Origin of the sequence: Pseudomonas plecoglossicida NBRC 103162 = DSM 15088, assembly GCF_000730665.1 — a bacterium.
Classification (GTDB): Bacteria; Pseudomonadota; Gammaproteobacteria; order Pseudomonadales; family Pseudomonadaceae; genus Aquipseudomonas; species Aquipseudomonas plecoglossicida.
This window is the reverse complement of the sequence record NZ_BBIV01000016.1, coordinates 1-24048: the sequence shown is the minus strand read 5'-3', so window position 1 is coordinate 24048 and position 24048 is coordinate 1. Positions and strand designations below refer to the sequence as shown.

Genomic DNA, 24048 nt, shown 5'->3' with positions numbered 1-24048 from the left:
GGCAGCAATCGATTTAAAAACAGCTCTTTACACCACGCTTATCACACTACACTTCAACTCGAGCGGCCTTGACCGCTTCCGGCGGGCCTGATCATTCACCAGCTGCCAAGCTCCAGTGCCCGTCGGCCCTTTACTGCTCGAGGGCATCATGGGTATCGCGGCGAATGAATTGTGTCAGTATGTGATCCGACCAACCCTGGTCTACCTGAATCGTCATTGCGAAAGTGCCGAAGCCCTGCTTCTGGGTATTGCGGCCAGCCAGTCGGCACTCGGCTCGGCCTTGCACGACCGACGCGGCCATGGCCTCTACCGCATCGGCGAAAGCCGCCATCAGGCGGTGTGGGACGACTTCCTCGCCCGTGACCCCGAACTGGCCAGCCTGGTGCGCGGCCTGGCGAGCCAGCACGCGTTCCTTGGCGGCCCGCACCTGGAGCTCACGGTGAACCTGCGCTACTCCACCGCCATCGCCTGGATGCTCATCGAGGCTCAGGCTTTGCCCCTGCCTGCCGTTGACGACTTGCTGGGCCAAGCGCGAATCTGGCGTCAGATCTTTCACCCGCAAGGCCGCCTGCGCGATTTCACCCAAGCGTGGGATTTGTGTATTGCTCAGAAAATTCCACAGGCATCTTGAGAAATAGCTCACAGCATTACCGGAAAAAAGGAATTTTGGTCGGATTGTCCTACAAAACCGCTCTATCTCCTGTGATTCAGCCTATAGCGCGGCGCGTGATTTGTTGGTAGCTTTTCGCCCCGGAGATCCCAAGGAGTTTCTAATAATGAAAAAAGCAATGCTCAAAACCTCCCTCGGCGTAGCCGTTGCCCTCGCTTCCAGCCAACTGTTCGCTGCCGGCTTCGCCCTCAACGAACAGAGCATCAGCGGCATGGGCACCGGTTTTGCGGGTCGCTCATCTTCTGCCGAAGACGCCAGCACCGTGTATGGCAACCCTGCCGGCATGTCGCGCCTGAAGCGCGAACAGGTCACCGTGGGTGGCGCAGCCGTCATCGCGAAATCCGATATCTCGGGGCCCGGGAGCAATTTCGGGGGGGAAACCGACGGAGACATGGTGCCTAACGTTGGCGTGCCGATGGGCTACTACGTGAAGCCGATCGACGACCACTGGAGTGTAGGTTTCGGCGTTTACGTGCCATACGGCTTGATCACCGATTACGGCAGCGATGACGCAGCCCGCTACTGGGGCAAGAAGAGCAAGGTCGAGGTGATTACCTTCCAGCCGACCGTCAGCTATGCCTTCAACGACAAGGTGTCGATCGGTTTCGGTCCCACCATCAACCACATCAAGGGCGAGCTCGGCTCGAACCTGGCCAGCAAGGCCTTCCTGGGCCCCACCGGTCCTGATGGCGAGGTCAAGATCAAAGGCGACGACACCGCTATCGGTTACAACATCGGTGTTCTCGTTCAAGCCACTGACCGTACCCGTCTGGGCCTGACTTATCATTCGATGGTCGACTACGAGCTCGAAGGCGATACGCGTGTTTCGTACCCCATTCCGCAGCTCGGTCTGAGTGGTAAATTCGACGCCAGCCTGAAGATCAAGACCCCTGAGTCCGTGGACTTCTCGGTCACCCACGAGCTCGATGACAACTGGACGCTGTATGCGGGTAGCACCTGGACTCGCTGGAGCCGCCTGGAAAACATCACCGTTGAGAACGAAGCACCGGCAGGCTATCCGCTGCAAACCATCACCGAAGAGCAGAACTGGCATGATACCTGGGCTCACGCCATTGGTGCCGCTTACAAGGTGAACAAGGAGTGGACCCTGCGTGCTGGCTTCTCGGTCGACCAGTCGCCTACCAACAACCACGACCGTTCGCCTCGCATTCCTACCGGTGATCGCAAAGCGGTCAGCTTTGGTGCTGGTTGGAGCCCGAACGATGACATGACCATTGATGTTGCCTATTCCTACCTGTGGGAAGAAGACACCAAGGTCAACAACCAACCGGGCTCGCTGACGGAAGCTGCCTTGAAGGGCAACTACCAGGCCAAGTACGAGAACAGTGCTCACGGTATCGGTGCTTCCCTGACCTACCGTTTCTGATTCGTACCTGCCGCATGAAAAAACCGCCCTCGTGGCGGTTTTTTCATGTCTGTGCTGGCAAGCATCTCGCAGGCAGCCTTGGTGCCTTTGCCTTTGCCTTTGCCTTTGCCTTTGCTTCTAAGCGCGCAAGTTCAGGCGCAGTAAATTGCGACTTCAGGAGGCCGAGTGGAGGTCTCCTGAAGTCGCAATCTGCGGCGCCTTGACTATCGCGCGCTTAGAAGCAAAAGCCGAAGCAAGAGCAGCAGTTAAGCGCTGCCCCCATCAAGGCTGCGATGCAATCGCCTTCTCGATTGCCGCCTTGAACGCAGGATCATCAGGCTTGGTCAGGCTGGAGAAGTTGCCGATCACCTTGCCCTTGCGATCCACCACGTACTTGTAGAAATTCCACTTCGGCGCACTGCTTTGCTTCGCCAGCTCCGCGAACAACGGAATCGCATCATTGCCCCTGACCGACTGCATCTTGGTCATGGTGAAGGTCACACCATAATTGGCATAACAGACCTTGGCAGTCTTCTCGGCATCGGCATCTTCCTGCTTGAAATCATTCGAAGGCACACCCAGCATTTCCAGGCCCTGCTCATGATATTCCTTGTAGGTCGCCTCAAGCCCCTCGAACTGCGGCGCAAAACCGCAATAGCTGGCCGTGTTGATCACTACCAGCGGCTTACCGGCAAAGCGCTGGCACAGATCGACCTGCCCCTTCCCACGCAACTCAGGCAAGCTGCCCTGCAACAACGCCGGGCAATCGGCAGCCCAGCTCGAAGTCGCCGCAAGCAAAGCCAGCAAAGGCATCGTCAACCAGTGTGTACGCATCGATGGTTTCTCCAGCAAGACAGTCCTTGAACTTGCAGGGTAGCGCTTAACAAACACCCATGCCCAGTTGCATCAACGCCAACCCACCCCGATGCCAACCCCACCACACCAACCCCAGGGCCAGTAGCGCAGCCGCCAGCAGCAGACCGCGGGCCAGGTAACGGTTCATGCGGCTTGCGCCTGCAGACGGGCCACCGGCCGTTCGCGCACCGGCCAGTTGAGCGCGGCAGCCAGCAGGCTGAGCAGGATCGAAATCTGCCAGACCAGGTCGTAATTGCCAGTCTGGTCATACACCACCCCCCCAAGCCAGCCGCCAAGGAAGGCGCCCAACTGGTGGAACAGAAACACGATGCCACCCAACATGGACAGGTTGCGTACACCAAACACCGTGGCCACTGTGCCATTGGTCAACGGCACGGTCGACAGCCACAGCAGCCCCATGGCAATGCCGAACAGATACGCACTGACCTCAGTCACCGGCGCCCACAAGAACAAGCCGATCACCACCGCCCGCAGCAGGTACAACGCGGTCAGCAGGCGCGGCTTGGACATCCGCCCACCCAGCCAGCCGGCAGTGTAGGTGCCGACGATGTTGAACAGCCCGACCAGCGCCAGCACCGTGGTGCCGGTGGTCGCCGGCAGATGCTGGTCGACCAGGTAAGCCGGCAGGTGCACACCGATGAACACCACCTGGAAACCACAGACGAAAAAGCCCAGGGCCAGCAGCCAGAAACCGGAATGCGAGCACGCCTCGCGCAAGGCCTGGCCAAGCGTCTGCTCGCCACCATGGCTCGGCAGCGGACGATCACGCAGCAGGCTTACGAACGGCACGATCAACGCGATCAGCAGCCCCAGCACCAGCAAGGCAGCCGACCAGCCCAGCCATTCGATCAGCCCGAGCGTGCCCGGCAGCATGGCGAACTGGCCAAACGAGCCGGCAGCACTGGCAATACCCATGGCCATGCTGCGCTTTTCTGCCGGCACAGCCCGGCCCACCACACCCAGGATGACCGAAAACGAGGTACCGGACAGGCCAATGCCAATCAGCAGGCCGGCACTGAGCGACAGCGACCAGGCCGAATCGGCCGTACTCATCAACAGCAGGCCAGCGGCATAGAGGATGCCGCCGATGATCACCACCCGAGCCGCGCCAAGACGATCGGCCAGCGCCCCGGCAAAGGGTTGGGCCAGGCCCCAGATGAGGTTCTGCAGGGCGATGGCGAAGGCGAATACCTCGCGCCCCCAACCAAAGTCGGCGCTCATCGGCGCCAGGAACAGGCCAAAGCCGTGCCGCACACCCAGTGACAGCGCCAGGATCAATGCTGCCCCCACCAGAACCCACCCGCTGGTTCGCCACACCGAAGTCATTGTCGTTATCTCCAGCACATCGCAAGGTTGTACGGGTATATACCCGCGCTCAATCGGAGTCGGTCAGGCCAGCCGTTCCAGCAAGCGCACCAACTCGTCACGCTGCCCTTCGCCCAAATGCTCCACCAACGACTGCTGGGCCTGCTCCCAGGCCGGATGGGCAAGCCGCAAGCGCGCCGCACCCGCCTCGGTCAGCAGCACCACGCGGTTGCGCTGGTCGTCACCGTCGATCAACGCCACCAGCCCTTCAGCCTCGAGCACCCGCAGGTTGCGGCCCAAGGTGCTGCGCTCCAGGCCCATGGCCTCGGCAAGGCTGGTGATGCTGGGGCGGTCGAGCCGCTGCAGATGGCGCAGAAGGGAAAACTGGGCAACGTTGATGTCGAAGCCGGCAAGGGCCTCGTCGTAATGTCGGCTCACCCTGCGGGCGGCACGACGCAGATGGGTGCAGATGCATTCACTGGTCAGCATGGATACGTGTATATACCCGCATGATGGATGTTGCAAGAAATTTCATGGATGTAAGGCCTGTCGAATAGGCTCGAACTCGGGCGTGGCGCGCCGTGGCAACAGGTCTGGGGCCCCCTCCTCGATGGCCTGCCAGTAGCGCCACGGCACCTTCGCCGAGCCCAGTTCGTAGTCCATCCCGTCCCAATTGTCTTCTCGAAAACTGTAGAACGCCCAGTGCAGCCGGTGACGTTGCAGCACCGAAAGCACATCCTCCAGGTATTGCCGACAGCCTGACAAGCGGCGCATGCAGCCAAATTCGCCAATCACCAGCCGTGAGCGCGGCACCTTCATCGCATCCGCCCATGCCAGTGGCTGGGCAAGGTAGTGTGCAACGCGCTCGCCGTCCCATTGCTGGCGCTCCCCGGCGAACTGCACCGGTCCGGGATAGGCATAAGGCTGCTTGCGCGTCATGTTGGGTGCACTCGTGGCGGCATAGGGTTCGTACATGTGCACGCTGTAGAGCACGCGCTCGTCCTGAAGCGCCGCCGGCCAGTAGCTGTACGCATCGGCGCTCGCATACCAACCGGCGTCGACCATGACCGGGGTATGCTCGTCCACTTCACGAATAGCCGCCAGCAATTGCCGGTAGAACGCAGGCAAGTCACGCGCGCTGCCTATCGCGTGTGCATACCACTGCTGCATGTCCCGGGCAGGCGCGTGTTCGGCGAGGCCGCCCTGTTTCTCGGGGGCCGGCTCGTTGATCAGGTTGTAGGCAGCAATGGCCGGGGGGTCTTTCAACTCACGGGCCAGGTCGCGCCAGAATGCGGCAGCCTGTGACCAGTAGCGTTTGTCCTGCCACAATCGGTCATCGAACTGGCCTTGGTTGTTCTGCGACCAGCGCATGCCTGGCAAGGACAGCGGCGCCACGACCACCTTCAGGCCGGCCTGATGGGCACGGTCAAGGGTGTCGCGCAGTCGTTTCAGATCTGTTTCAGGCAGGCCTTGGTAATGGTCGGCATCGCCGAGGAGAAAGTCGCGCCGTGCCGGCTGCCACTTGTCGTAGGAAAGCCGTACCCAGGTCGCACCATAACCACGCAAGGCCTCGAAGTAAGCCTGATCGGGCGGCAGGCGATTGAAGCTGTTGCCGCCGTGACGGGGGACATTCCAGAAATCGATGAGGTCGGCGGCGGTGGCCAGTGGAGCAAGTAACGCCAGCAAACTGGCAAGGATCCGATGACGCATGCAAGGCCTCCCTGGCCAGTTGAACGGAAGGCCGAGGATAACCGTGCATGGATGCCGGAAGTGAAACGGATGCATTACCGAAGATGACAGAGCGTGATGCAACAACACCGGCTCAATGGGTGAGCGCCAACCCCAGCAGAACCGTCAGTTCAAGCAGTTCCAGCAACGCCCCGGCGGTATCTCCGGTCATTCCGCCCAGGCGTTGACACATCAGCCGTCGCAACCAGCAGAACACCCCCAGGGCCAGCAGCATCGGCCAGACTGATCCCCAGCCGCCAACCAGCAGGCACGCCAGCAAGCTGGCCAGCAGCACCCAGCCGGCGGTACGCCTGGGCAGGTGCTCAGCCAAGGCCTGCCCCAGGCCATTCTTTCGGACGTAGGGCGTACTGAGGAACAAACCGAGCATCGCCGTCCGCCCTACCACAGGTGCCAGCACCAGCAACGCACCAGCGCCGCGCTCGAGCAGCACCCACAAGGCGCAGAACTTCAGCAGCAACACCAGCACCAGAGTCACCACGGCAATCGGCCCGCTGCGCGGGTCCTTCATGATCTGCAGCGTGCGCTCCCGGTCGCCGAACCCGCCGAGCCAGGCGTCGGCGCTGTCGGCCAGCCCGTCCAGGTGCAAGGCCCCGCTGAGCAGTACCCACAGCGTCAGCAGCAAGGCTGCCTGCAGCGGCGCAGGCGTGCCTTGCAGCAGGTGACTGGCCAGCCACAGCAGCAGGCCGAACAACAGTCCCACGACGGGGTAGTACAGCAACGAGCGCCCCATTTCCTGTGGCGCGGGCATGCCTGGCAGACTTACCGGCAGGCTGCTGAGAAATTGCAGGGCGATCCACAAGGGCAGCATCTCAGCTGACCTCCCGCAGCAGGTCGCCCGATAACTCCAGCTGCACCAGCGCCCCATGGCCAACCTCTACCTGCAGCAACTGCTCCCTGGGCAAACCGCGTGCTCGTGCCAACAGCAAACGCATGACACCGCCATGGGTGACGAGCAATACACGCTTGCCAGCGTGCTGCAGTCGCAACCGTTCGATACCCGCCAGGACACGCTCGGCGAAGGCACTGACCGGCTCGCCAGCGGGCGGCGTACAGGCATACGGGTCAGCCCAGAAGCGCCCCAGTTGGTCGGCTTGGGTTTCCATGATCTGCAGGGCGCTGCGCCCTTCCCACTCGCCGAAATGCAGCTCTTGCAGGGCAGGTTCATAGTGCACCGGCAAGCCCAGGCGCGCTCCCAGTTCGTCGGCAAAGCGTGCGCATCGTTGCAAGGGCGAGCTGACCAGCACGTGCCAAGGCCCTCCGGCGATCACGGCCTGGCGCATCTGCGCCCAGCCTTTTTCGGTCAGGGCGTCGTCGAGGCTGCCGCGCAGGCCGCCGCCGTGCTCGGTTTCACCATGGCGCAGCAGGTCGAGGATCATGCCGGGCGATCCGCCACCGCCGCTTCGGCGAAAGTCGCCATCTGCCCGTGCAGGGCACAGGCCAGCCGCAACAGCGGCACGGCGAGGGCCGCACCGCTACCCTCGCCCAGGCGCAAGCCCAACGCCAGCAGCGGCTCGGCGCGCAACGCAGCGAGCAAGGCCTTGTGCCCAGGTTCGGCGCCCTGGTGTGCGAACAGCAGCCAGTCACGGCATTGCGGATTGAGGCGCACCGCCACCAGCGCGGCGACACTGCAGATGAAACCGTCCACCAGCACCGCGATGCCCTGTTGCGCGCAGGCCAGGTAGGCGCCGGCCAACGCCGCGATCTCGAAGCCACCGACGCAGGCCAGGGCCTGTTGGGGCTGGTCGGCGCGCAAACCGTGCAACGCCAGGGCACGTTCGATCACCTGGGCCTTGTGCAATACGCCAGCGCTGTCCAGACCGGTGCCTGGGCCGCAGAGGTCACGCGCCGGGCAACCCAGCAGAATGCTGGCCAGGGCTGCGGCGGCCGTGGTGTTGCCGATGCCCATTTCACCGCCGATGAACAGCTGCGCACCCTTTTCGGCGGTGCGGCGGGCGCTGTCGCGGCCCGCCTGCAGGGCCGCCTGCAGCTGCTCATCCGTCATCGCTGGCTGACGGGCGAAGTTGCGCGTGCCGGCGCCCAGGCGCAAATGGCGAACGCCCGCCAGTTCCAGGTGCGGGTCGACCGTACCGAGGTCGATTACCTCGAGACTGGCCTGCAGCTGGCGAGCCAATACGCTGATCGCCGCCCCACCGCCCACGAAGTTGCGCAGCATCTGCCCGGTGACTGCCTGCGGGTAGGCCGAGATGCCCTCCTCGACCACGCCGTGGTCGCCGGCGAAGATCGTGATGGCGACCTGCTCCAGGGTCGGCCGCTCACATCCTTGCAACCCGGCCAGCGTCACCGCCAGGCCTTCCAGCTGGCCGAGCGAACCGGCAGGCTTGGTCAGTTGCTGCTGGCGGGCGCGAGCCTGCTGCATGGCGGCGTGGTCGAGCGGTTGGCAGGCATCGCGCCACCAGGGTTGGTTCATAGTGAAGGTCCTTTGAGCATGAGAGGCAGGCCAGCGACAGTCAGCACCACGCGCTGGCAGCGTTCGGCGACGTCCTGGTGCAGCCAGCCGGCCTGATCGACGTAGCGCCGGGTGAGTTCGCCCATGGGCACCACGCCCAGGCCGGTTTCGTTGCTGACCAGGATAAGCGTGCCTGGCAGCTGCGCCAGGCAGTCGAGCAGCGCATCGCGTTCTTGCGCCAGGCGTGGCTCGTCATCGAGCATCAGCAGGTTGGTCAGCCACAGGGTCAGGCAGTCCACCAGCAGGCAGCGCCCTTCGGCGGCTTCGGCGCGCAGCACGGCGGCCAGTGCCAGCGGCTCTTCGACCAGCGCCCAGTCGGCGGGTCGGCGTTGCCGATGCAGGCGCACCCGTTCGCTCATTTCGCCGTCCAGCGGCTGGCTGGTGGCGATGTAGGTCACCGGCAGGCCGCTGTCGCTCGCCAGTTGTTCGGCCAGGCGGCTCTTGCCCGAGCGGGCGCCGCCGAGGATCAGGTTGAGCATGTCAGGCCACTCCACACAATTGGCGCAGGCGGTCGGTATCCAGGTGCTGCTCGACCAGGTCGGCCAGGCGCTCGATATCGCGTTCGCGCAGAGCCTCGTAATCGATGGTCTGCACCGCTTCCAGCCCCGCCCAGCGCAACAGCGAAGCGCACGACTGGCTGCCTTCGAACAGGCCATGCAGATAGGTGGCGAGGATCTGGCCGTCGGCGCTGACGGCACCGTCGAGGCGGCCGTCGGCGAGCTGTACGGCGGGTCGTTCCAGCGCAGCGCCAGTGGTCACGCCGGCATGTATTTCATAACCCGCCACGGGCGAACCCTCCAGGCTCAAGGTGCCGGCCACGTTGCGCAGCTGCTTGTCGGCTTCGAGTATCGTGGCGTAATCGAGCAGCCCCAGCCCCGGGCTGGAGCCTGCCGGCCCTTCCAGGCCCAGTGGGTCGTGCACCTCGTGGCCTAGCATCTGCAGGCCGCCGCAAATGCCGATCAGCTTGCCGCCGTAGCGCAGGTGGCGGGAGATCGCCGTGTCCCAGCCGCGCTCGCGCAGTTGCGCCAGGTCGCCACGCACGCTCTTGGAGCCTGGCAGGATGATCAGGTCGGCCACCGGGATCGGCTGGCCAGGGCCGATGAACTGCAAGTCCACCTGCGGGTGCAGGCGCAGAGGGTCGAAATCGGTGTGGTTGCTGATACGCGGCAGCACCGGGACGATGACCTTGAGCACGCGATCATGCTTGCTGCCCTGGCGCACGTCGATGCCGTCCTCGGCCTCCAGGTGCAGGTCAATGACATAGGGCAGCACGCCCAGCACCGGTTTGCCCGTGCGCGCTTCCAGCCAGTCAAGGCCAGGCTGCAGCAGGGCTATGTCACCGCGAAAGCGGTTGATGACGAACCCCTTGACCCGCGCCTGTTCGCTGGGCGACAGCAAGTCCAAGGTACCGACCAGGTGGGCGAAGACGCCGCCGCGGTCGATGTCGGCGACCAGTATCACCGGGCAGTCGACTGCTTCGGCGAAGCCCATGTTGGCGATGTCGCCCGCGCGCAGGTTGATCTCGGCCGGCGAGCCCGCGCCTTCGACCATCACCACCGGATAGGCCGCTTCCAGGCGTCGATGCGAAGCCAGCACCGCCTGCATGGCGACGACCTTGTAGTCGTGGTAAGCCACGGCATTCATGCTGGTGACCGCGCGCCCATGGATGATCACCTGGGCGCCAGTGTCGCTGTTGGGCTTGAGCAGCACCGGGTTCATGTCGGTATGCGGCGCCAACCGGCAGGCCTGGGCCTGTACCGCCTGGGCGCGGCCGATCTCGCCACCGTCGGCAGTCACCGCGCTGTTGAGCGCCATGTTCTGGGGCTTGAACGGCACCACGCCGATGCCCTGGCGCAGCACCCAACGGCACAGGGCAGTGACCAGCGTGCTCTTGCCGGCATCGGAGGTGGTGCCTTGCACCATGAGAGTGGTCATGCCGTTTCCTTGTGATAAGCCGCCAACGCCTGGGCCAGGCGCTGTTCGTCCGCTTCGCAGGCAGGCAGGCCCAGGCGCACGGCAGCGGGCTGCTCGAACAGGCGGACCAGGATGCCGCGGCGGGCGAGAAAATCGTGAAGGAGCGCAGCGCGATCGCTGCGCACGTACTGGAACAGGTCACAGCCGCCGCTGGGGAGCAGGCCGTTGTTCTGCAGCAGCGCCGCCAACCGTTGGCTGGCCTGGGTGCAGCGCCGGATCTGTGCCTGATGGGCGGCTTGATCGGCGAAGCACGCCTGGGCCAGGACCCGGGTCGGGCCACTGACTGTCCACGGGCCGAGGTTCTCGGCCAGGCGCTGCAGCAACGGCCATTCGGCAGCCACGCAGCCCAGCCGTACACCCGCCAGGCCAAAGAACTTGCCGAACGAGCGCAGCACGATCAGGCCGGGGCGTTCGGCGCAGTCGACCACGCTGTGCTCCGGTGTGTTATCCATGAACGCTTCGTCGACCAGCAACCAGCCACGGCGCGCGGCCAGGCGGGCATGCCAGTGCAGCAGGCGTTCGCGGGGCACACGGTGGCCGGTCGGGTTGTTGGGGTTGACCAGCACCAGCACATCGAGGCTGTCGAGGGCCGCCTCGACCTGGGCCTCCTGCAGCTCGACCAGCGTGTGTCCGGCGCGTAGCCAAGCGTGCGGATGCTCGGCATAACACGGCGACAGCACGCCGACGCGACCGCGCGCGCGCAGGTGCGGCAGGGCCTGGATGGCCGCCTGGGAGCCGGCCACCGCCATCACTTGGCGGGCGCCGTAGTAAAGGCATGCTGCGGCTTCCAGGCCGTCGTCCGTTTCCGGCAGGCGCGCCCAGGCATCCACGGGAATCTCCGGGATCGGGTATGGCCAGGGGGCAATGCCGCTGGACAGGTCGAGCCAATGTTCGCGAGCAATGCCGTACTGCCGTATCGCCCGCAACAGGCGGCCACCGTGTTCAAGCATCGAGGTACGCTCCAAGGCAGATCAACAACAGCCACAACCACACGCCGCGCTGCACCAGACTGCAGCCACGTTCGATGGCATCGGCATCGGCCATCGGCCCCTCGCCCAGGCGCGGGCGCTCGTGCAGCTCGCCGTGATACACCGCCGGGCCACCGAGTTCGACCCCGAGGGCACCGGCCCCGGCAGCCATGACCGGGCCGGCATTGGGGCTGTCCCAAAGGGGCGCCTGGTTGCGCCAGCAGGCCAGCGCCAGGCGGGTCTTGCCGAGCAGCGCATAGGTCAGCGCCACCAGCCTGGCGGGAATATAGTTGAGCCCGTCGTCGATGCGTGCCGCGCACCAGCCGAAACGCTCGAAGCGCTCGTTGCGATAGCCCCACATGGCATCCAGGGTATTGCTCAGGCGATACAGCACGACCCCGGGTGCGCCGGCGACGATGAACCAGAACAACGCAGCGAACACCGCATCGCTGCCGTTCTCCAGCACCGACTCGGTAGCCGCCCGGGCCACGGCGGGCTCATCCAGCTCGCGGGTCTCGCGGCTGACCAGGTAGCCGACACGCCGCCTTGCCTCTTCCAGGTCGCCCTGGCGCAAGGCACTGGCCACCGGCAGCACGTGCTCGCCGAGGCTGCGCAGGCCCAGTGCGCAGTACAGCGCCAGCACCTCCACCAGCCAGCCGACATAGGGCAGCCAGGACAGAATCAGCGCGATCAGGGTCAAGGGCACCACGGCCAGGAACCAGGCACTCACGCCATGGCTGCGCCAGCCACGGCCACCGGCGTTCAGGCGCCGCTCCAGGTGCGATGCCAGGTTGCCAAAGCCCACCAGCGGGTGGCGTCGCCGGGGCTCGCCCAGCAAGGCATCCAGGGCCACGCCGGCCACGGTCAGCAAGGCCACGCTCATGGGCGCTCTCCCCATTGGTTTTCGTACAGCATTTCACTCAAGGGCCGTTCCTCGGCCCAATGCTCCAGGGCCAGCATCGGGGCCGGGTAGAACGCGGTCACCGGCCCCAGGCACAGCACCGCGACCGGCTTGGCCCCGGCGGGCATGCCCAGCAGCTCGGCCAGCGCCTGCGGGTCGAACAGCGATACCCAGCCCATGCCCAGCCCCTCGGCCCGCGCTGCCAGCCACAGGTTCTGGATGGCGCAGGCCAGCGAGGCCAGGTCCATCTCGGGCAGGGTGCGGCGGCCGAATACATGGGGTTCGCGATTGTCCATCAGGGCTGCCACCAACACTTCGGCGCAGTCGTCGATGCCTTCGACCTTGAGCTTCATGAAATCGTCGGAACGCTCACCCAGGGCCTCGGCCGTGCGCACCCGCTCCTGCTCGACCAATGCCTGGATGCGCTGGCGCAGCTCGCGCTGGCTGATGCGGATGAAGCGCCAGGGCTGCATCAGGCCGACGCTGGGCGCCTGGTGCGCGGCAGCCAGCAGGCGCCCCAGCAGCTCGGGGGCCACCGTGCCGCCAGCGAAGTGACGCATGTCGCGGCGCTCGCCGATGGCCCGGTAGATCGCGGCGCGCTCGGCGTCGCTGAAAGCGTGTTCGCTCATGGTTGCAGCAGCGCCGCCGTCGCCTCGGGGTTGGAGGGGAAATAGAAGTGCACGTAAGAGGCCGTCAAGCGGCCCAGGCGATAGACCGCTTCGTTGCCGCGCCCACCATTGGGGCTCAGGCCGCGGGCGATCGGCTGCAGTTCGGTGCTGGTCAGCGAGTGATGGTAGGTGTGCCCGCGCAGGGTACCCTCCGGTAACTCCACCGCTTGCAACGCCAAGGCTGCCAGGCGCTTCTGCATGGTCGCTTCGCCCGCCAGCAGGCCGAGCAGTTCGGCGCGTTCGCCCGCCACATCGGTCAAGGCATCGAGCAGGTAAAGCATGCCGCCGCACTCGGCCAGCAGCGGTTTGCCTGCGCCATGGTGGGCGCGGATCGCCTCGCACATCGGCGTGTTGGCAGCCAGCGCGTGGTGATGCAGTTCAGGGTAGCCACCCGGCAGGTAAAGGCTGTCGACCTCGGGCAGTTCCCGGTCGTGCAGCGGCGAGAAGAACGTCAGTTGCGCACCAAGCTGGCGCAGCAAGTCAAGGTTGGCGCCATAGGTAAAGGCGAAGGCCTCGTCGCGGGCTACACCGACGCGTACACCGGCCAACGCTGCAGCGCACGCTTGCGGCTCAGGCTCGGCGAACGTCACCGGCGGTGGCAAGGTGGCGTCGCAGCTCGCACCCAAGGCTTCGGCGGCGGCATCCAGGCGTGCATCCAGGTCGTTGAGTTCGCTGGCCTGAACCAGGCCCAGGTGGCGGCTGGGCAACTCGATGCCGCGCTCGCGGGAAAGGCCGCCATACCAGCGCAGGCCCTCGGTCAGGCTGCCTTCGAGGAGCTGCGCGTGGCGCAGACTGCCGACCCGGTTGGCCAGCACCCCGGCGAATGGCAGGTCGGCCTGGTAACGCGCCAGGCCCAGGGCCAGGGCGCCAAAGGTCTGGGCCATGGCCGTGCCATCGATCACGGCCAGCACCGGCACGCCGAAATGACGGGCCAGGTCGGCGCTCGACGGCGTTCCGTCGAACAGCCCCATCACCCCTTCGATGAGAATCAGGTCGGCCTCGCCGGCCGCCTCCCACAGCAGGCGACGGCTTTCCCGGGCGCCGATCATCCACAGGTCCAGCTGGTACACCGGCGCACCGCTGGCCCGTTCGAGGATCATCGGGTCGAGAAAGTCCGGCCCGCACTTGAACACCCGCACCTTGCGTCCAAGGTTGCGGTGCAGGCGCGCCAAGGCGGCGGTGACAGTAGTCTTGCCCTGCCCGGAGGCTGGCGCCGCGATCAATACGGCCGGGCAATGGCGGGCTTGGCTCACAGTTCCACGCCCTTCTGCGCACGGATACCGGCCTGGAAGGCGTGCTTGAGCATGCCCATCTCGGTGACGGTATCGGCCAGCTCGATCATCTCGGGCTTGGCGGCGCGGCCGGTGACGATCACGTGCTGCATCGGTGGCCGGGCCTGGATGTCGCCGAGCACCTGGTCGAGGTCGAGGTAGCCGTGCTTGAGGGCGATGTTCAGTTCGTCGAGCACCACGAATTGCACGGACGGGTCCTGCAGCAACTGGCGCGAGACGGCCCAGGCCGCTTCGGCGGCGGCGATGTCGCGTTGGCGGTCCTGGGTTTCCCAGGTGAAGCCTTCGCCCATCACGTGGTAGCGCACCTGCTCGGGAAAGCGCCGGAAGAACAGTTCTTCACCGGTGCTGTTGCGGCCCTTGATGAACTGCACCACGCCGCACTGCATGCCATGGCCCAGGGCACGGGCGAGCATGCCGAAAGCCGAGCTGCTCTTGCCCTTGCCGTTGCCGGTCAGCACCAGCAGCAGGCCGCATTCGTTAGGGGAATTGGCAATGCGCTCGTCGATGATCGCCTTCTTGCGCTGCATGCGCGCCAGGTGGCGTTCGTCGCGGTCGGTGGGTTCGCTCATCAGGTTTCTCCGCAGGCTGGCGCCACGCAAGCGGCGGCGACAGGTCGATAGACAGGCAGACGGAGAACGCGCAGGAGCCGTGGCCGGACGCCACAGTGCACCGCGCATCACCCTCCGTGATGCCGTTGGCAGTGACAGGCCGGTCTCCGGGCTCGTGAGCGGGCCTTGGCCCAAGCCTGCGCGCCTTCCCGGATGCTGGCATCCAGTGGCCCTGCGCGGCTTGCTACTCACCTACCGTTGCGGGGGCAGCGCCGGAATCGCGCCTTGTTGGCGCCCACCGGCTTCCCAGTTTCACCCTGCCCAGTCGGGGCTGGCAGGGCACCTGAAACACGCCGCGAAGGTTAGAGGGTTGCACCGGGAGCGTCAATGAAGAAGGCCGAAAAGCCCGGCCTCCTCAGGGGGTGAATCAGAGCGGGAAGAACCGCCCCGCCAGCGCTTCGCTCTTTATACGGGCCAGGTACTGCGCCCTGTCGAACACCTCACCGGTACGCAGGTCGTAGACTGGGCCGCTGGTCGGCTTGCTGACCTCGCTCAAGGTGACATGGACGAACTGGAAGTCATCACCCTTGACCTGCACGAGCTTGTTTATGCGCCAGTAGTGCCCGGGCTGGAACAACGTCTCGGCTTCATCCGAGGTTATCGAGAGTGCAGCGATCGGCGTGCCCCCGCTGTACTGCTTTGCCGGCAACTCGAACACTACCGAGGTATCATCGAACAGCCCCTCCCTGCCCAGGGTTGACAGCTGGTCCTTGTCGGCAGCGAACTCACGAATGATGTAGGGGTTTTCCGTGAAGGAAGTCATATCGGTGTTGACCAGCACGTCACCCACCTTCAATGCCTGATTGCGAAAATGCGCGCCGCTGGTGCCGCGCCCACCAAACCCACCTCGATAGAGCGGCACTTCATCGCTGCTGGGCAGGCCATCCAGGGTCTCGCAGAGCAACTCCAGGTATGCGTCGTCGTCCATGAATCGAATGACATGACGCCCCTCGCGCAGCAGGGTGTTGGCTTGTGTACCTTCATCGGTGTAAAGCCGCAAGACATCGCTGGCATAGCCGCCGTCCTCCTGATAGACATAGGCTCGACTGCCGTTGTCATCGACATAGCCGATGTCATGCTCGTCCATGAGCAGATCCTCCCCTTCCGCCACTGCAGGAATGTCCCAGTCATCCAGCAACCGACGCTGGCGCTCCAAGGCCAGCTCCGAGGTCTGCTCCTTGCGTGCTGCATCCGTAGACATGTACTCGTCCCAGAATGCCGAGCGCTCGCTGCTCATCGAAAGGCTGGGCTGCGGAGGATTGCCCCCTTTGAGCCCCGGCGTGGACAGCAATTCCCAGTCCCCTCCGGCGTTTTGGCGGATGGGGCGCAGCGGTGCGAATGCGAAGGGGTTGTCTGGCGGCACGATCAACCAGCTCGACAACTCGGTGCTGTAGCGCACGCGGTACGGCATGCCGCCCAGCTCCACCCAGCAGGCACCCTCGGCGTCGATACGGATGCCTTGTAGCGAGCCGGTCCCAGGCTGCATGCCCTCGAGCTCGGCGTTGGCCTCGACCGCCTGCAGTTCGACCGAAGCATTCCCCGCAACCTGCCACTGCTGCAACGAGGCTTCCAGTTCGTGAAAAGGCGCGCGATAGGCCAACAAGGCGAAACTTGAGCGAAAACTCAGGTCCACAAGGTTCAGCGCGGCAAACAGGGTATCCATCACTGCCTCGCGCAAGGCTGCCTTGCGTTGGCTCGCGCGGGAGGCATGCACGGCCTGGTCGATGTCCAGGCCAACCCGGATCAGACTCGCACCGAGCAGCAGCAACGATAGGGGCCACCCCAGGGGCGCCATGACGCCGAACACCTTGAGAAAAGCGCCCAGATACCCTTTGAGCATGGCTTCGCGCAGCTGCTTGTTGTCCATCATGCGGGCGGCATCGCGCTGCATCTGGCGCTTGGCGACTTCGCCGAAATGACTGAACAGATCGCCGCGAACACGTACGCGCAGCGGCGCAAGCCGTTGCAGGGCATCCAGTCCCGTCGCACTGCCTGCGACCCTCTGGAACAAACCACGCACTTCCTGCACGTGCTCCGGGTCGCGGTTATCTACACTGGCCGCGTTGACATAAAGGGCCAATGCCTGCGGCTGACGCATCTCATCGCGCAACCACAGCCCCATTGCCTCGGCCGAGGCAAACCCACGCATCGCCTCGCTGGCCCAGGGCCTGAACAGCACGACCGGGCCCTCACTGGCGCCGAGCACGTACAGGAACGGTGCCTGATCCTCTCTCCACGCTAGCCGCCCCACTTGCAGCGTGCCGGCAGCGCTGCCCTGGCGCAGCAGCTCAAGCGTTGGAGGGCATTCAAGTGATCGCAGTTCGGCGCAGACCATACCGCGCAGGCCAACAGCATCGGCCTGGGTGATATGCCCGGCCTCCAGGGCCCTGGCGCATTGCCCCAGCCAGTTGACCTTGGCGACGACGCAAAAATCATCGCCGCGAACATCCCAAAAAGCACTGACCTTGCGCCGGTACAACTCGGCGAAATCCAAAGCCCAGAAATCCTTCTGTACGTCGCGAGCCAGCATCGGCACTTCATTGCGCTCGTCATAGAAGGCTACCTGCGGGCCCTGTCGATAGAAGCCACCGTAGACATCCAGTTCATCGCTGGCGTCCTGAAAGCCCAGGTCGAAACGACTCAGCATCAGCTCAGGGAAGCGCATCGACTTGCCCGATGGGCCACTGTGCTGCCAGCCGGTGAAACTGCGGCTGCTGGAAGAGGCGTCATTGAACTGATGCCACCAGACCTGCCGAGGATCCCAACGCCGCCGAGTATGCTTGAACAGAATCTGCCGGGCCTGGTCGAGTGCCAAGGCTTGGGGATCTGGGTACTCGTCCAGCACCTGATCCACCAGCCGGGCGAGCGGTCGCCCGGCCTGGAGCATTTGCAGCGTGCGCTGCATGAGCACGTTGTAGTCGTTCATGGTCGTTCCTGACTGTTTTCAAGGAACGGCCATGCTCGGCCAGACATCGGTTGGCTGGTGGTGCAAGGATAGGCATAGGGATACGCCTTGACCTGAACCTCCTTCGCCCGCAGGGTTCTGAATACTCAAGCACCATCGTCGGAGGTCAGCGCACATGAGCCGCACAAGGTTTGTCTTACCTTTGATACTGGGCGCATGCCTGACAGGTTGTGGCGACACCGCCCACCTGGAGGTAATCGACGGCACAGGCCCTGCGCCGCAGTTGCCCGCCCCTGACAAGACGCTGATCCCGACCGTCAACATCGCCCCCGCCATCGGCTGGCCGAAGGGGCGCAAACCCATGGCGGCAACAGGCACCCAGGTCACCGCTTTCGCCGACGGGCTCGATCATCCTCGCTGGCTGTACGTATTGCCCAATGGCGACGTGCTGGTGGCCGAAACCAACGCCCCGCCCAAGCCGGAAGACGGCAAGGGCATCCGTGGCTGGGTCATGGGCAAGGCGATGAAGCGTGCAGGCGCGGCCGTGCCCAGCCCCAACCGCATAACCCTGCTGCGCGATGCCGACCACGACGGTGTCGCGGAAATGCGCAGTACCTTCATCGAAGGCCTCAATTCCCCCTTTGGCATGGCGCTGGTGGGCAAGGATTTCTATGTTGCCGATACCGATCGGTTGCTGCGCTTTCACTACGAACCGGGCGCCATGCAGATCCGCGAGCAAGGCCTGAAGGTCATCGATCTGCCGGGTGGCCCGCTCAACCACCACTGGACCAAGAATGTGATCGCCAACCCTGCCGGCACCAAGCTGTACGTCACCGTCGGGTCGAACAGCAACGTCGGTGAGAACGGCATGGATCAGGAGCAAGGACGTGCAGCGATCTGGGAAGTGGACCCGGCCAGCGGCCAGCACCGGATCTATGCCTCAGGGCTGCGCAACCCCAATGGTTTGGCCTGGGAGCCCCGCAGCGGCGCCTTGTGGACGGCAGTCAACGAACGCGACGAGATCGGCAGCGACCTGGTGCCTGACTACATCACATCGGTCAAGGACGGTGGTTTCTATGGCTGGCCGTACAGCTACTACGGGCAGCACGTGGACGAGCGGGTAAAACCTCAGGATCCGCAAAAGGTCGCGCAGGCCCTGGCGCCGGACTATGCCGTGGGTCCGCACACCGCGTCACTGGGGCTGATGTTCATCGAGCCGGGGGTGCTGCCATCGCCCTTTGCGCAAGGCGCGATCATTGGCCAGCATGGGTCGTGGAATCGCAAGCCGCACAGTGGCTACAAGGTGATCTTCGTGCCGTTCGACAGCGCCGGGAAGCCGGCAGGCAAACCGCAGGATCTGCTGAGCGGATTCCTCGACGACCAGGGCAAGGCGATGGGGCGGCCGGTCGGGGTGGCCAGCGATCAGCACGGTGGCGTGCTGGTGGCTGATGATGTGGGCAATGTGGTCTGGCGGGTGAGCAAAGTGAGATAGCCACCCGCTGCGCTCAAGGGTTCTGTGCCAAGTGCCCCGGTGGAATCACCCGCTTGGCTTGCAGGTAGGCCTTGGCCCAGTAGCTGTTGGACAGGTAGTCCAGACGCACCGTGCCACCTGCGGAAGGCGCATGCACGAAGCGCCCCTCACCCACGTAGATGCCCGCATGGCTGACCTGCGAACCGCCACCGGTAGCGAAAAACACCAGATCGCCCGATTGCAGCGCATTGGAAGCAACGGTGGGCGCGCGCATGACGATCATCTCGCGGGTGGTGCGCGGCAGGCTGATGGCAGCGGCATCGCGGTAGACATAGCCGATCAGACCACTGCAATCGAAACCTGAATCGGGCGTATTGCCGCCCCAGCGATAAGGGGTGCCCACCAGGCCAATGGCGCGGATGAGCACGTCATCGGCTATCGGCGAGGCGGCGGCAGGGGCGTAGGTGACCTGTGGCTTGGCCACGGGAGCCGGTGCCGGGGTACGGCTGGAGCAGGCAGCGAGCAATGCCACCAGGGAAAAGAATGCGAAGCGCGCCATTATCGCCATGGCCAGAACATCCTGTCTGAGACCGCAGGGCCGCAGCCGAAAAGAGTTGAGAATTTAGATTAGACGCTTTTTGTAACCGCACACGGCGGCGAGCTTTTAAGCATCGCCGCCGTGGCAGGATATAGCATTTTGATATCAGTTGCGCGCGATATTGCTGGTCGGCGCCATGGCCAAGGCACGCTTGGCTTCGATGAAGGTCTTGCTCCAGTAGCGGTCACCGAGGCTGTCGATGCGCACGCCACCGCTGCGGCGGCTGCTGGAGTGGATGAACTGGTTGTCACCCAGGTAGATGCCGGCGTGGCTGACGCGGCCGCGACCATTGGTGCTGAAGAACAGCAGGTCACCTGGCTTGAGCTTGTTGCGGGCCACCTTCGGTGCATCGACATTGATCATTTCGCGGGTCGAACGCGGGAGGTTCATGCCGGCTTCTTCGCGGAACAGGTAGCCGATGAAACCGCTGCAGTCAAAGCCAGCCTCGGTGGTGCCACCGAAGCGGTAGCGGGTACCGATCAGCGACATGCCGCGTTCGAGGATGCTGTCAGCCAGGGCCGGCAACTGGTATGGCTTGCTGCTGGAGAAGGCCTCCAGGTCATCTTCGGTTGCCTGGATCTCCTCACCGAACACCGACGAAGGTGAAGCCTTGGCATTGATCGCAGCCTGGCTGGCGATCGGGGTGTGATCCTGGGGCTGGGAAACCGGGTCTTGGGCCGCGCAGCCAAAAAGCAGGGTCACGAGTGCGAGTGGCACGAGGGGTGCAAAGCGCTTGAGCATGGGCACGACCGTGTCTGTAATCCTTTAGAAGGGGGGGAAACTATGCCTTCTATCGGGCCCATTTGCAAATTTTATCGACAAACATGTGACTTTTTTGTTTTCGGTCCGCAGCCCAGCAACCACGCGGCTTACCAGCCGAGGGTTTCCTTCAGGAACGGGATCGTCAGCTTGCGTTGAGCTTGCAGCGAGGCCTGATCGAGACGCTCGAGCAGGTCGAACAGCGCGCTCATGCTGCGCGTGCCGCGGGTGAGGATGAAGTGGCCGACCTCATCGGTGAGGTGCAGGCCACGGCGTGAAGCCCGCAATTGCAGGGCACGCAGCTTGTCTTCGTCGGACAATCCGCGCATCTGGAACACCAGCGCCAGGGTCAGTCGCGACTTGAGGTCCGGCAGCTTGATCGGCAGTTCGCGGGGCGACGCCGATGCCGCCAGCAGCAGGCGCCGGCCGCTGTCACGCAGGCGATTGAACAGGTGGAACATGGCCTCTTCCCAGTCCGCCTTGCCGGCGATCACGTGCAGGTCATCGATGCACACCAGTTCGTATTGCGCCAGGTAGTCGAGCAGCTCCACGCCGCGGTCGAGCAATTGCGCCAACGGCAGGTACACGGCCGGTTCACCGCGCTGCTGGAAACGGTGGGTGGCGGCCTGCAACAGGTGGCTGCGGCCGACCCCTTGCTTGCCCCACAGGTAGATGAGGCTTTCGGTCCAGCCGGCGTCGGCCTCGCATAGCCGCTCGACATAGCCCAATGCCGCGGCATTGGCGCCCGGATAGTAGTTGATGAAGGTGGCGTCATCGCGCAGACGCACACCCAGGGGCAACTGGATCGGTGGTTTCATGCTGGCGGGCGGTCGCGAGGACCACAGGGGGCCTTAAATGAACGGTGTGCAAAGTCTATACCCGCAGCGCGGGGGGCACAATCGCCCAGGCAAATAGCACAAGCAAAATCAAAGGGTTGCGGTGGATGGTGCGGGTTTGCAAGCCAATCGCCGGCAAGCCGGCTCCCACAAGGAGCTCTCCGCTGTACCTGTGGCAGCCGGCTTGCCGGCGATTGGGCCGCGACGCGGCCCCCGCCGTCACAGCTCCGGATCGACGTCGCCGGCATACATGTCCGACTCCTTGTACAGGTCATGCACATGCCGCAACAGCACCATGATCACCGCCGCCACCGGCAATGCCAGCAACACACCGGTGAACCCGAACAGTTCCCCGCCGGCGAGAATGGCAAAGATCACCGCCACCGGATGCAGGCCGATCCGGTCGCCGACCAGCAGCGGGGTCAGGACCATGCCTTCCAGTGCCTGTCCGACCATGAACACGGCGACGATACCCAGCATCGGATACAGGTCGCCGCCAAACTGGAACAGCCCGGCAACCAGCGCCGCACCGATACCGATGATGAAGCCCATGTAAGGCACAATGGCTGCAAGACCCGCCAGCATGCCGATCAGCAGCCCCAGCTCCAGCCCCACCAGCATCAGGCCCGCGGAATAGATGACGCCAAGGCCGACCATCACCATCAACTGGCCACGCACGAACGCCCCCAGCACTTCATGGCACTCGCCGGCGAGCCCGACCACCTGCGACTCACGCTGACGCGGGAGCAAACTGCGCAACTTGGCCATCATCAGATCCCAGTCGCGCAGCAGGTAGAAGCCCACTACCGGGATCAGTACCAGGTTGGCCAGCCAGGCCATCAGCGCCAGACTCGATGCGGTGGCCTGGGACAGCACCACACCGACGATGTCGGTGGTCTGGCCCATGTGTTCGCCGATGGCGGCCTTGATCTTGTCGAACTTCCAGAACCCGTCAGCCAGGCCCAGGCGGTGCTGCACCCAGGGCAGCGCCTCATGCTGCAGCCAGTCGAGCATCTGCGGCGCCAGCTCGTAGAGGCGAATCAGCTGTTTGGCCAGCATGGGTACCAACACCAGCAGCAAGGCCAACAGGATCAGGGTGAACAGGCTGAATACCACCACCACGCCCCAGGTGCGTGACAGCCCCAGGCGCTCCAGGCGATCGACCAGTGGGTCGGCAAGGTACGCAAGCAGGATGCCTATGAGAAACGGTGAAAGAATGTTGTGCAGGCTATAAAGCAGCACGGCAATCAGCAGGGCCGCGCCCAGCCAGATCCAACGACGGGTATCGAGCATGTTCGCCACTCCTTACCAGCGGAAGCGCAAGCCGTCGAACGGCTTGGCTACAGGTTGGGCGGTGGCAGGCTGCCCCGTCGCGGGCGTCGCCGGAGCGACAGGAGCGACAGGCGCTTGATCGGCTGGGACTTCCTGCAACTTGGCAAGCCCCAACTGCGCGCGCAACTGCTCGCGGTCGGCGGTGACGCCATAGGTCAGGGTCTTGCCATCCGCCAACTGCAGGCGCGGGCCATAAGGCTCGAGCACACGGCCCAGTTCGGCGTAACGCTGCAGGTTCATGCCCTGTACCTGCAACTGCAACTGACTGCTGGCGCCAGGGCGGGTCACGTAGCGCGGTGCCAGGCGGCTGCTGACGGCCAGCATCACGGCATCGGCCAAGGCGGCCTGGTCTGCACCCTCGGCATCGCCTTGCTCGTGCTGCTTGCCCAACCACAGCTGCCACTTGCCTTGCCACTTGCCGTCGGCTTCCTGGGCGTGCACGGCCAGCAGGGCGTCGGCGCCGTAACGCTCGGCGGCTTGACGCAGCGGTGCAGGATCGCTGCCCTCCAGCTGCTTGGCGTTGGCCACCAGCTGTTCCTGGAGGTCCGCCAGCGGCAGGCGCAGTGGCAGGCCACGGTGCTGGGCGGCACGGCGCAGGGGCTGGGCGCTGGCCTGCCCATCGCCCACCAGGCTGCTGCCCTCGGCATTGTCGTTCAGCCACCAGCCAAGGATCGACGGCCGGTTGCTCCCCCATAACGCCAGCCCGGCCTTGCGCAAGGCCCGCTCGGTGCTGCCCGGGTCGAACTCGACCATCACCGTTTCGGGCGGCCCCGCTTCGCTGCCGACCTGGTTGATGATTTGCTGCGGGTCCTTGCGCAGCTCGGCCAACGCCGGGCTCTGCGCCGCCTTGGGGTCGCCGGTCAGGCGCAGCACCAGGGTATCGAGGGCTTTGACGGTGGCGGCGGCGCGGGCTTCGGCGCCCTGCCCCTCCACCGGCTCACGCACCTGGTAGAGGCCGGAGACGTTTTCGGCCTGGGCGGCAAAGCTGGCAATGACGAGGCAACCCGCTGCCAGATAGTTGAGAAGTCGCATGCAGGATTCCTGTCCAGATAACACGGAGCAACGTGAGCGTAGCGCAGGGTGGGACCGTTGCTGAAGACAAAGTGCTCCCTTTACGTTATATAGCCTGTCACAAACCCTGCGGTGCCGGTTAGGCCGAGCGCCGCCCACGCGGCGCATCGCGAGCTGCGCTCGCTCCTACGTTTGTTTCGGACCAATTCTGCCTGTTGGATTGGCGCGCGAACGCCTTTGGGCACGGCTCGACATCGCGTCGTACAAACCAGGCGGTTGCGCGCCTGTCACA

General features: G+C 64.6%; 24 protein-coding genes and 1 riboswitch. Of the genes, 3 read left to right on the top strand and 21 right to left on the bottom strand.

Annotated features, from left to right (window positions below; all coding sequences use genetic code 11):
• Positions 1-148 precede the first annotated feature (148 nt).
• Positions 149-631 (top strand): hypothetical protein, encoded by a 483-nt coding sequence (locus PPL01S_RS11465; protein WP_016391579.1) that lies wholly within the window; start codon positions 149-151, stop codon positions 629-631.
• Between the two features lie 145 nt (positions 632-776).
• Positions 777-2057 carry an OmpP1/FadL family transporter gene (locus PPL01S_RS11460; RefSeq protein WP_016391580.1) on the top strand — a complete coding sequence of 427 codons (1281 nt, stop codon included), beginning with the start codon at positions 777-779 and terminating at the stop codon, positions 2055-2057.
• A gap of 261 nt (positions 2058-2318) precedes the next feature.
• Here PPL01S_RS11460 and PPL01S_RS11455 read toward each other — a convergent pair whose 3' ends face one another.
• The 16 genes from PPL01S_RS11455 to PPL01S_RS11385 all read right to left on the bottom strand — a co-directional run bounded on the left by PPL01S_RS11455 (position 2319) and on the right by PPL01S_RS11385 (position 17770).
• A complete protein-coding gene (locus PPL01S_RS11455) occupies positions 2319-2870 on the bottom strand; it encodes a glutathione peroxidase (protein WP_016391581.1) in 552 nt (183 codons plus the stop codon).
• A gap of 46 nt (positions 2871-2916) precedes the next feature.
• Complete coding sequence (locus PPL01S_RS25650) at positions 2917-3039, bottom strand: hypothetical protein (protein ID WP_016391582.1); 123 nt, start codon at positions 3037-3039, stop codon at positions 2917-2919.
• Complete coding sequence (locus PPL01S_RS11450; protein WP_028625983.1) at positions 3036-4238, bottom strand: MFS transporter; 1203 nt, start codon at positions 4236-4238, stop codon at positions 3036-3038. Before PPL01S_RS11450 ends, PPL01S_RS25650 begins: the two co-directional genes overlap by 4 nt.
• 63 nt (positions 4239-4301) lie before the next feature.
• Positions 4302-4706 (bottom strand): MarR family winged helix-turn-helix transcriptional regulator, encoded by a 405-nt coding sequence (locus PPL01S_RS11445; RefSeq protein ID WP_028625984.1) that lies wholly within the window; start codon positions 4704-4706, stop codon positions 4302-4304.
• A 42-nt stretch (positions 4707-4748) separates the two neighbouring features.
• Entirely contained in the window at positions 4749-5927 is a 1179-nt protein-coding gene (locus tag PPL01S_RS11440; protein WP_028625985.1) for a glycoside hydrolase family 5 protein, read from the bottom strand.
• A 112-nt stretch (positions 5928-6039) separates the two neighbouring features.
• The gene (locus tag PPL01S_RS11435) at positions 6040-6774 is read right to left on the bottom strand and encodes an adenosylcobinamide-GDP ribazoletransferase (protein WP_028625986.1); all 735 of its coding nucleotides are present in this window, start codon (positions 6772-6774) and stop codon (positions 6040-6042) included.
• Between the two features lies 1 nt (position 6775).
• Positions 6776-7342: an alpha-ribazole phosphatase family protein gene (gene cobC, locus PPL01S_RS11430; RefSeq protein ID WP_016391587.1), complete on the bottom strand. Its 567-nt coding sequence runs from the start codon at positions 7340-7342 to the stop codon at positions 6776-6778.
• Positions 7339-8394 (bottom strand): nicotinate-nucleotide--dimethylbenzimidazole phosphoribosyltransferase, encoded by a 1056-nt coding sequence (gene cobT, locus PPL01S_RS11425; protein ID WP_016391588.1) that lies wholly within the window; start codon positions 8392-8394, stop codon positions 7339-7341. The genes cobC and cobT overlap by 4 nt, the downstream gene beginning before the upstream one ends.
• Positions 8391-8912: a bifunctional adenosylcobinamide kinase/adenosylcobinamide-phosphate guanylyltransferase gene (cobU, locus tag PPL01S_RS11420; RefSeq protein ID WP_016391589.1), complete on the bottom strand. Its 522-nt coding sequence runs from the start codon at positions 8910-8912 to the stop codon at positions 8391-8393. The genes cobT and cobU overlap by 4 nt, the downstream gene beginning before the upstream one ends.
• Position 8913: 1 nt before the next feature.
• Positions 8914-10368: a cobyric acid synthase gene (locus tag PPL01S_RS11415; RefSeq protein WP_016391590.1), complete on the bottom strand. Its 1455-nt coding sequence runs from the start codon at positions 10366-10368 to the stop codon at positions 8914-8916.
• A complete protein-coding gene (gene cobD, locus PPL01S_RS11410) occupies positions 10365-11357 on the bottom strand; it encodes a threonine-phosphate decarboxylase CobD (RefSeq protein ID WP_016391591.1) in 993 nt (330 codons plus the stop codon). Before cobD ends, PPL01S_RS11415 begins: the two co-directional genes overlap by 4 nt.
• A complete protein-coding gene (gene cbiB / locus PPL01S_RS11405) occupies positions 11350-12258 on the bottom strand; it encodes an adenosylcobinamide-phosphate synthase CbiB (RefSeq protein ID WP_016391592.1) in 909 nt (302 codons plus the stop codon). The genes cobD and cbiB overlap by 8 nt, the downstream gene beginning before the upstream one ends.
• A complete protein-coding gene (bluB, locus tag PPL01S_RS11400) occupies positions 12255-12905 on the bottom strand; it encodes a 5,6-dimethylbenzimidazole synthase (protein WP_016391593.1) in 651 nt (216 codons plus the stop codon). Before bluB ends, cbiB begins: the two co-directional genes overlap by 4 nt.
• Positions 12902-14197 (bottom strand): cobyrinic acid a,c-diamide synthase CobB, encoded by a 1296-nt coding sequence (locus tag PPL01S_RS11395; protein ID WP_016391594.1) that lies wholly within the window; start codon positions 14195-14197, stop codon positions 12902-12904. The genes bluB and PPL01S_RS11395 overlap by 4 nt, the downstream gene beginning before the upstream one ends.
• Positions 14194-14805 carry a cob(I)yrinic acid a,c-diamide adenosyltransferase gene (gene cobO / locus PPL01S_RS11390; protein WP_008092160.1) on the bottom strand — a complete coding sequence of 204 codons (612 nt, stop codon included), beginning with the start codon at positions 14803-14805 and terminating at the stop codon, positions 14194-14196. The genes PPL01S_RS11395 and cobO overlap by 4 nt, the downstream gene beginning before the upstream one ends.
• A 120-nt stretch (positions 14806-14925) precedes the next feature.
• Positions 14926-15146, bottom strand: a riboswitch (cobalamin riboswitch).
• Between the two features lie 65 nt (positions 15147-15211).
• Positions 15212-17770, bottom strand: a complete 2559-nt coding sequence (locus PPL01S_RS11385; RefSeq protein WP_028625987.1) for a dermonecrotic toxin domain-containing protein — start codon at positions 17768-17770, stop codon at positions 15212-15214.
• 154 nt (positions 17771-17924) lie between these two features.
• Between PPL01S_RS11385 and PPL01S_RS11380 the strand changes: the two genes are divergently transcribed.
• Positions 17925-19241 (top strand): PQQ-dependent sugar dehydrogenase, encoded by a 1317-nt coding sequence (locus PPL01S_RS11380; protein ID WP_028625988.1) that lies wholly within the window; start codon positions 17925-17927, stop codon positions 19239-19241.
• Positions 19242-19254: 13 nt separating this feature from the next.
• On the opposite strand, the gene PPL01S_RS11375 is transcribed toward PPL01S_RS11380, so the two are convergent.
• From PPL01S_RS11375 to PPL01S_RS11355, 5 genes are all read right to left on the bottom strand, one after another.
• A complete protein-coding gene (locus PPL01S_RS11375) occupies positions 19255-19788 on the bottom strand; it encodes a C40 family peptidase (protein WP_016391596.1) in 534 nt (177 codons plus the stop codon).
• A 135-nt stretch (positions 19789-19923) separates the two neighbouring features.
• Positions 19924-20559, bottom strand: a complete 636-nt coding sequence (locus PPL01S_RS11370) for a C40 family peptidase (RefSeq protein WP_016391597.1) — start codon at positions 20557-20559, stop codon at positions 19924-19926.
• A gap of 128 nt (positions 20560-20687) precedes the next feature.
• A complete protein-coding gene (gene hda, locus PPL01S_RS11365; RefSeq protein WP_008092169.1) occupies positions 20688-21395 on the bottom strand; it encodes a DnaA regulatory inactivator Hda in 708 nt (235 codons plus the stop codon).
• Between the two features lie 237 nt (positions 21396-21632).
• Positions 21633-22706, bottom strand: coding sequence for an AI-2E family transporter (locus PPL01S_RS11360; protein ID WP_016391598.1), 1074 nt, complete (start codon positions 22704-22706; stop codon positions 21633-21635).
• Between the two features lie 12 nt (positions 22707-22718).
• Positions 22719-23777, bottom strand: coding sequence for a DUF2066 domain-containing protein (locus tag PPL01S_RS11355; protein WP_028625989.1), 1059 nt, complete (start codon positions 23775-23777; stop codon positions 22719-22721).
• Positions 23778-24048 lie beyond the last annotated feature (271 nt).

Bases quoted from the DNA above. Each gene is read 5' to 3' on its own strand.
- PPL01S_RS11385 (WP_028625987.1), bottom strand. From the start codon at position 17,770: ATGAACGACTACAACGTGCTCATGCAGCGCACGCTGCAAATGCTCCAG.
- PPL01S_RS11450 (WP_028625983.1), bottom strand. From the start codon at position 4,238: ATGACTTCGGTGTGGCGAACCAGCGGGTGGGTTCTGGTGGGGGCAGCA.
- PPL01S_RS11455 (WP_016391581.1), bottom strand. From the start codon at position 2,870: ATGCGTACACACTGGTTGACGATGCCTTTGCTGGCTTTGCTTGCGGCG.
- PPL01S_RS11380 (WP_028625988.1), top strand. From the start codon at position 17,925: ATGAGCCGCACAAGGTTTGTCTTACCTTTGATACTGGGCGCATGCCTG.
- PPL01S_RS11435 (WP_028625986.1), bottom strand. From the start codon at position 6,774: ATGCTGCCCTTGTGGATCGCCCTGCAATTTCTCAGCAGCCTGCCGGTA.
- PPL01S_RS11375 (WP_016391596.1), bottom strand. From the start codon at position 19,788: ATGGCGATAATGGCGCGCTTCGCATTCTTTTCCCTGGTGGCATTGCTC.
- cbiB (WP_016391592.1), bottom strand. From the start codon at position 12,258: ATGAGCGTGGCCTTGCTGACCGTGGCCGGCGTGGCCCTGGATGCCTTG.
- cobU (WP_016391589.1), bottom strand. From the start codon at position 8,912: ATGCTCAACCTGATCCTCGGCGGCGCCCGCTCGGGCAAGAGCCGCCTG.
- PPL01S_RS11370 (WP_016391597.1), bottom strand. From the start codon at position 20,559: ATGCTCAAGCGCTTTGCACCCCTCGTGCCACTCGCACTCGTGACCCTG.
- hda (WP_008092169.1), bottom strand. From the start codon at position 21,395: ATGAAACCACCGATCCAGTTGCCCCTGGGTGTGCGTCTGCGCGATGAC.
- cobT (WP_016391588.1), bottom strand. From the start codon at position 8,394: ATGAACCAACCCTGGTGGCGCGATGCCTGCCAACCGCTCGACCACGCC.
- cobD (WP_016391591.1), bottom strand. From the start codon at position 11,357: ATGCTTGAACACGGTGGCCGCCTGTTGCGGGCGATACGGCAGTACGGC.
- PPL01S_RS11465 (WP_016391579.1), top strand. From the start codon at position 149: ATGGGTATCGCGGCGAATGAATTGTGTCAGTATGTGATCCGACCAACC.
- PPL01S_RS11355 (WP_028625989.1), bottom strand. From the start codon at position 23,777: ATGCGACTTCTCAACTATCTGGCAGCGGGTTGCCTCGTCATTGCCAGC.
- PPL01S_RS11360 (WP_016391598.1), bottom strand. From the start codon at position 22,706: ATGCTCGATACCCGTCGTTGGATCTGGCTGGGCGCGGCCCTGCTGATT.
- PPL01S_RS11460 (WP_016391580.1), top strand. From the start codon at position 777: ATGAAAAAAGCAATGCTCAAAACCTCCCTCGGCGTAGCCGTTGCCCTC.
- PPL01S_RS11440 (WP_028625985.1), bottom strand. From the start codon at position 5,927: ATGCGTCATCGGATCCTTGCCAGTTTGCTGGCGTTACTTGCTCCACTG.
- PPL01S_RS11445 (WP_028625984.1), bottom strand. From the start codon at position 4,706: ATGCTGACCAGTGAATGCATCTGCACCCATCTGCGTCGTGCCGCCCGC.
- cobC (WP_016391587.1), bottom strand. From the start codon at position 7,342: ATGATCCTCGACCTGCTGCGCCATGGTGAAACCGAGCACGGCGGCGGC.
- bluB (WP_016391593.1), bottom strand. From the start codon at position 12,905: ATGAGCGAACACGCTTTCAGCGACGCCGAGCGCGCCGCGATCTACCGG.
- PPL01S_RS25650 (WP_016391582.1), bottom strand. From the start codon at position 3,039: ATGAACCGTTACCTGGCCCGCGGTCTGCTGCTGGCGGCTGCGCTACTG.
- PPL01S_RS11415 (WP_016391590.1), bottom strand. From the start codon at position 10,368: ATGACCACTCTCATGGTGCAAGGCACCACCTCCGATGCCGGCAAGAGC.
- cobO (WP_008092160.1), bottom strand. From the start codon at position 14,805: ATGAGCGAACCCACCGACCGCGACGAACGCCACCTGGCGCGCATGCAG.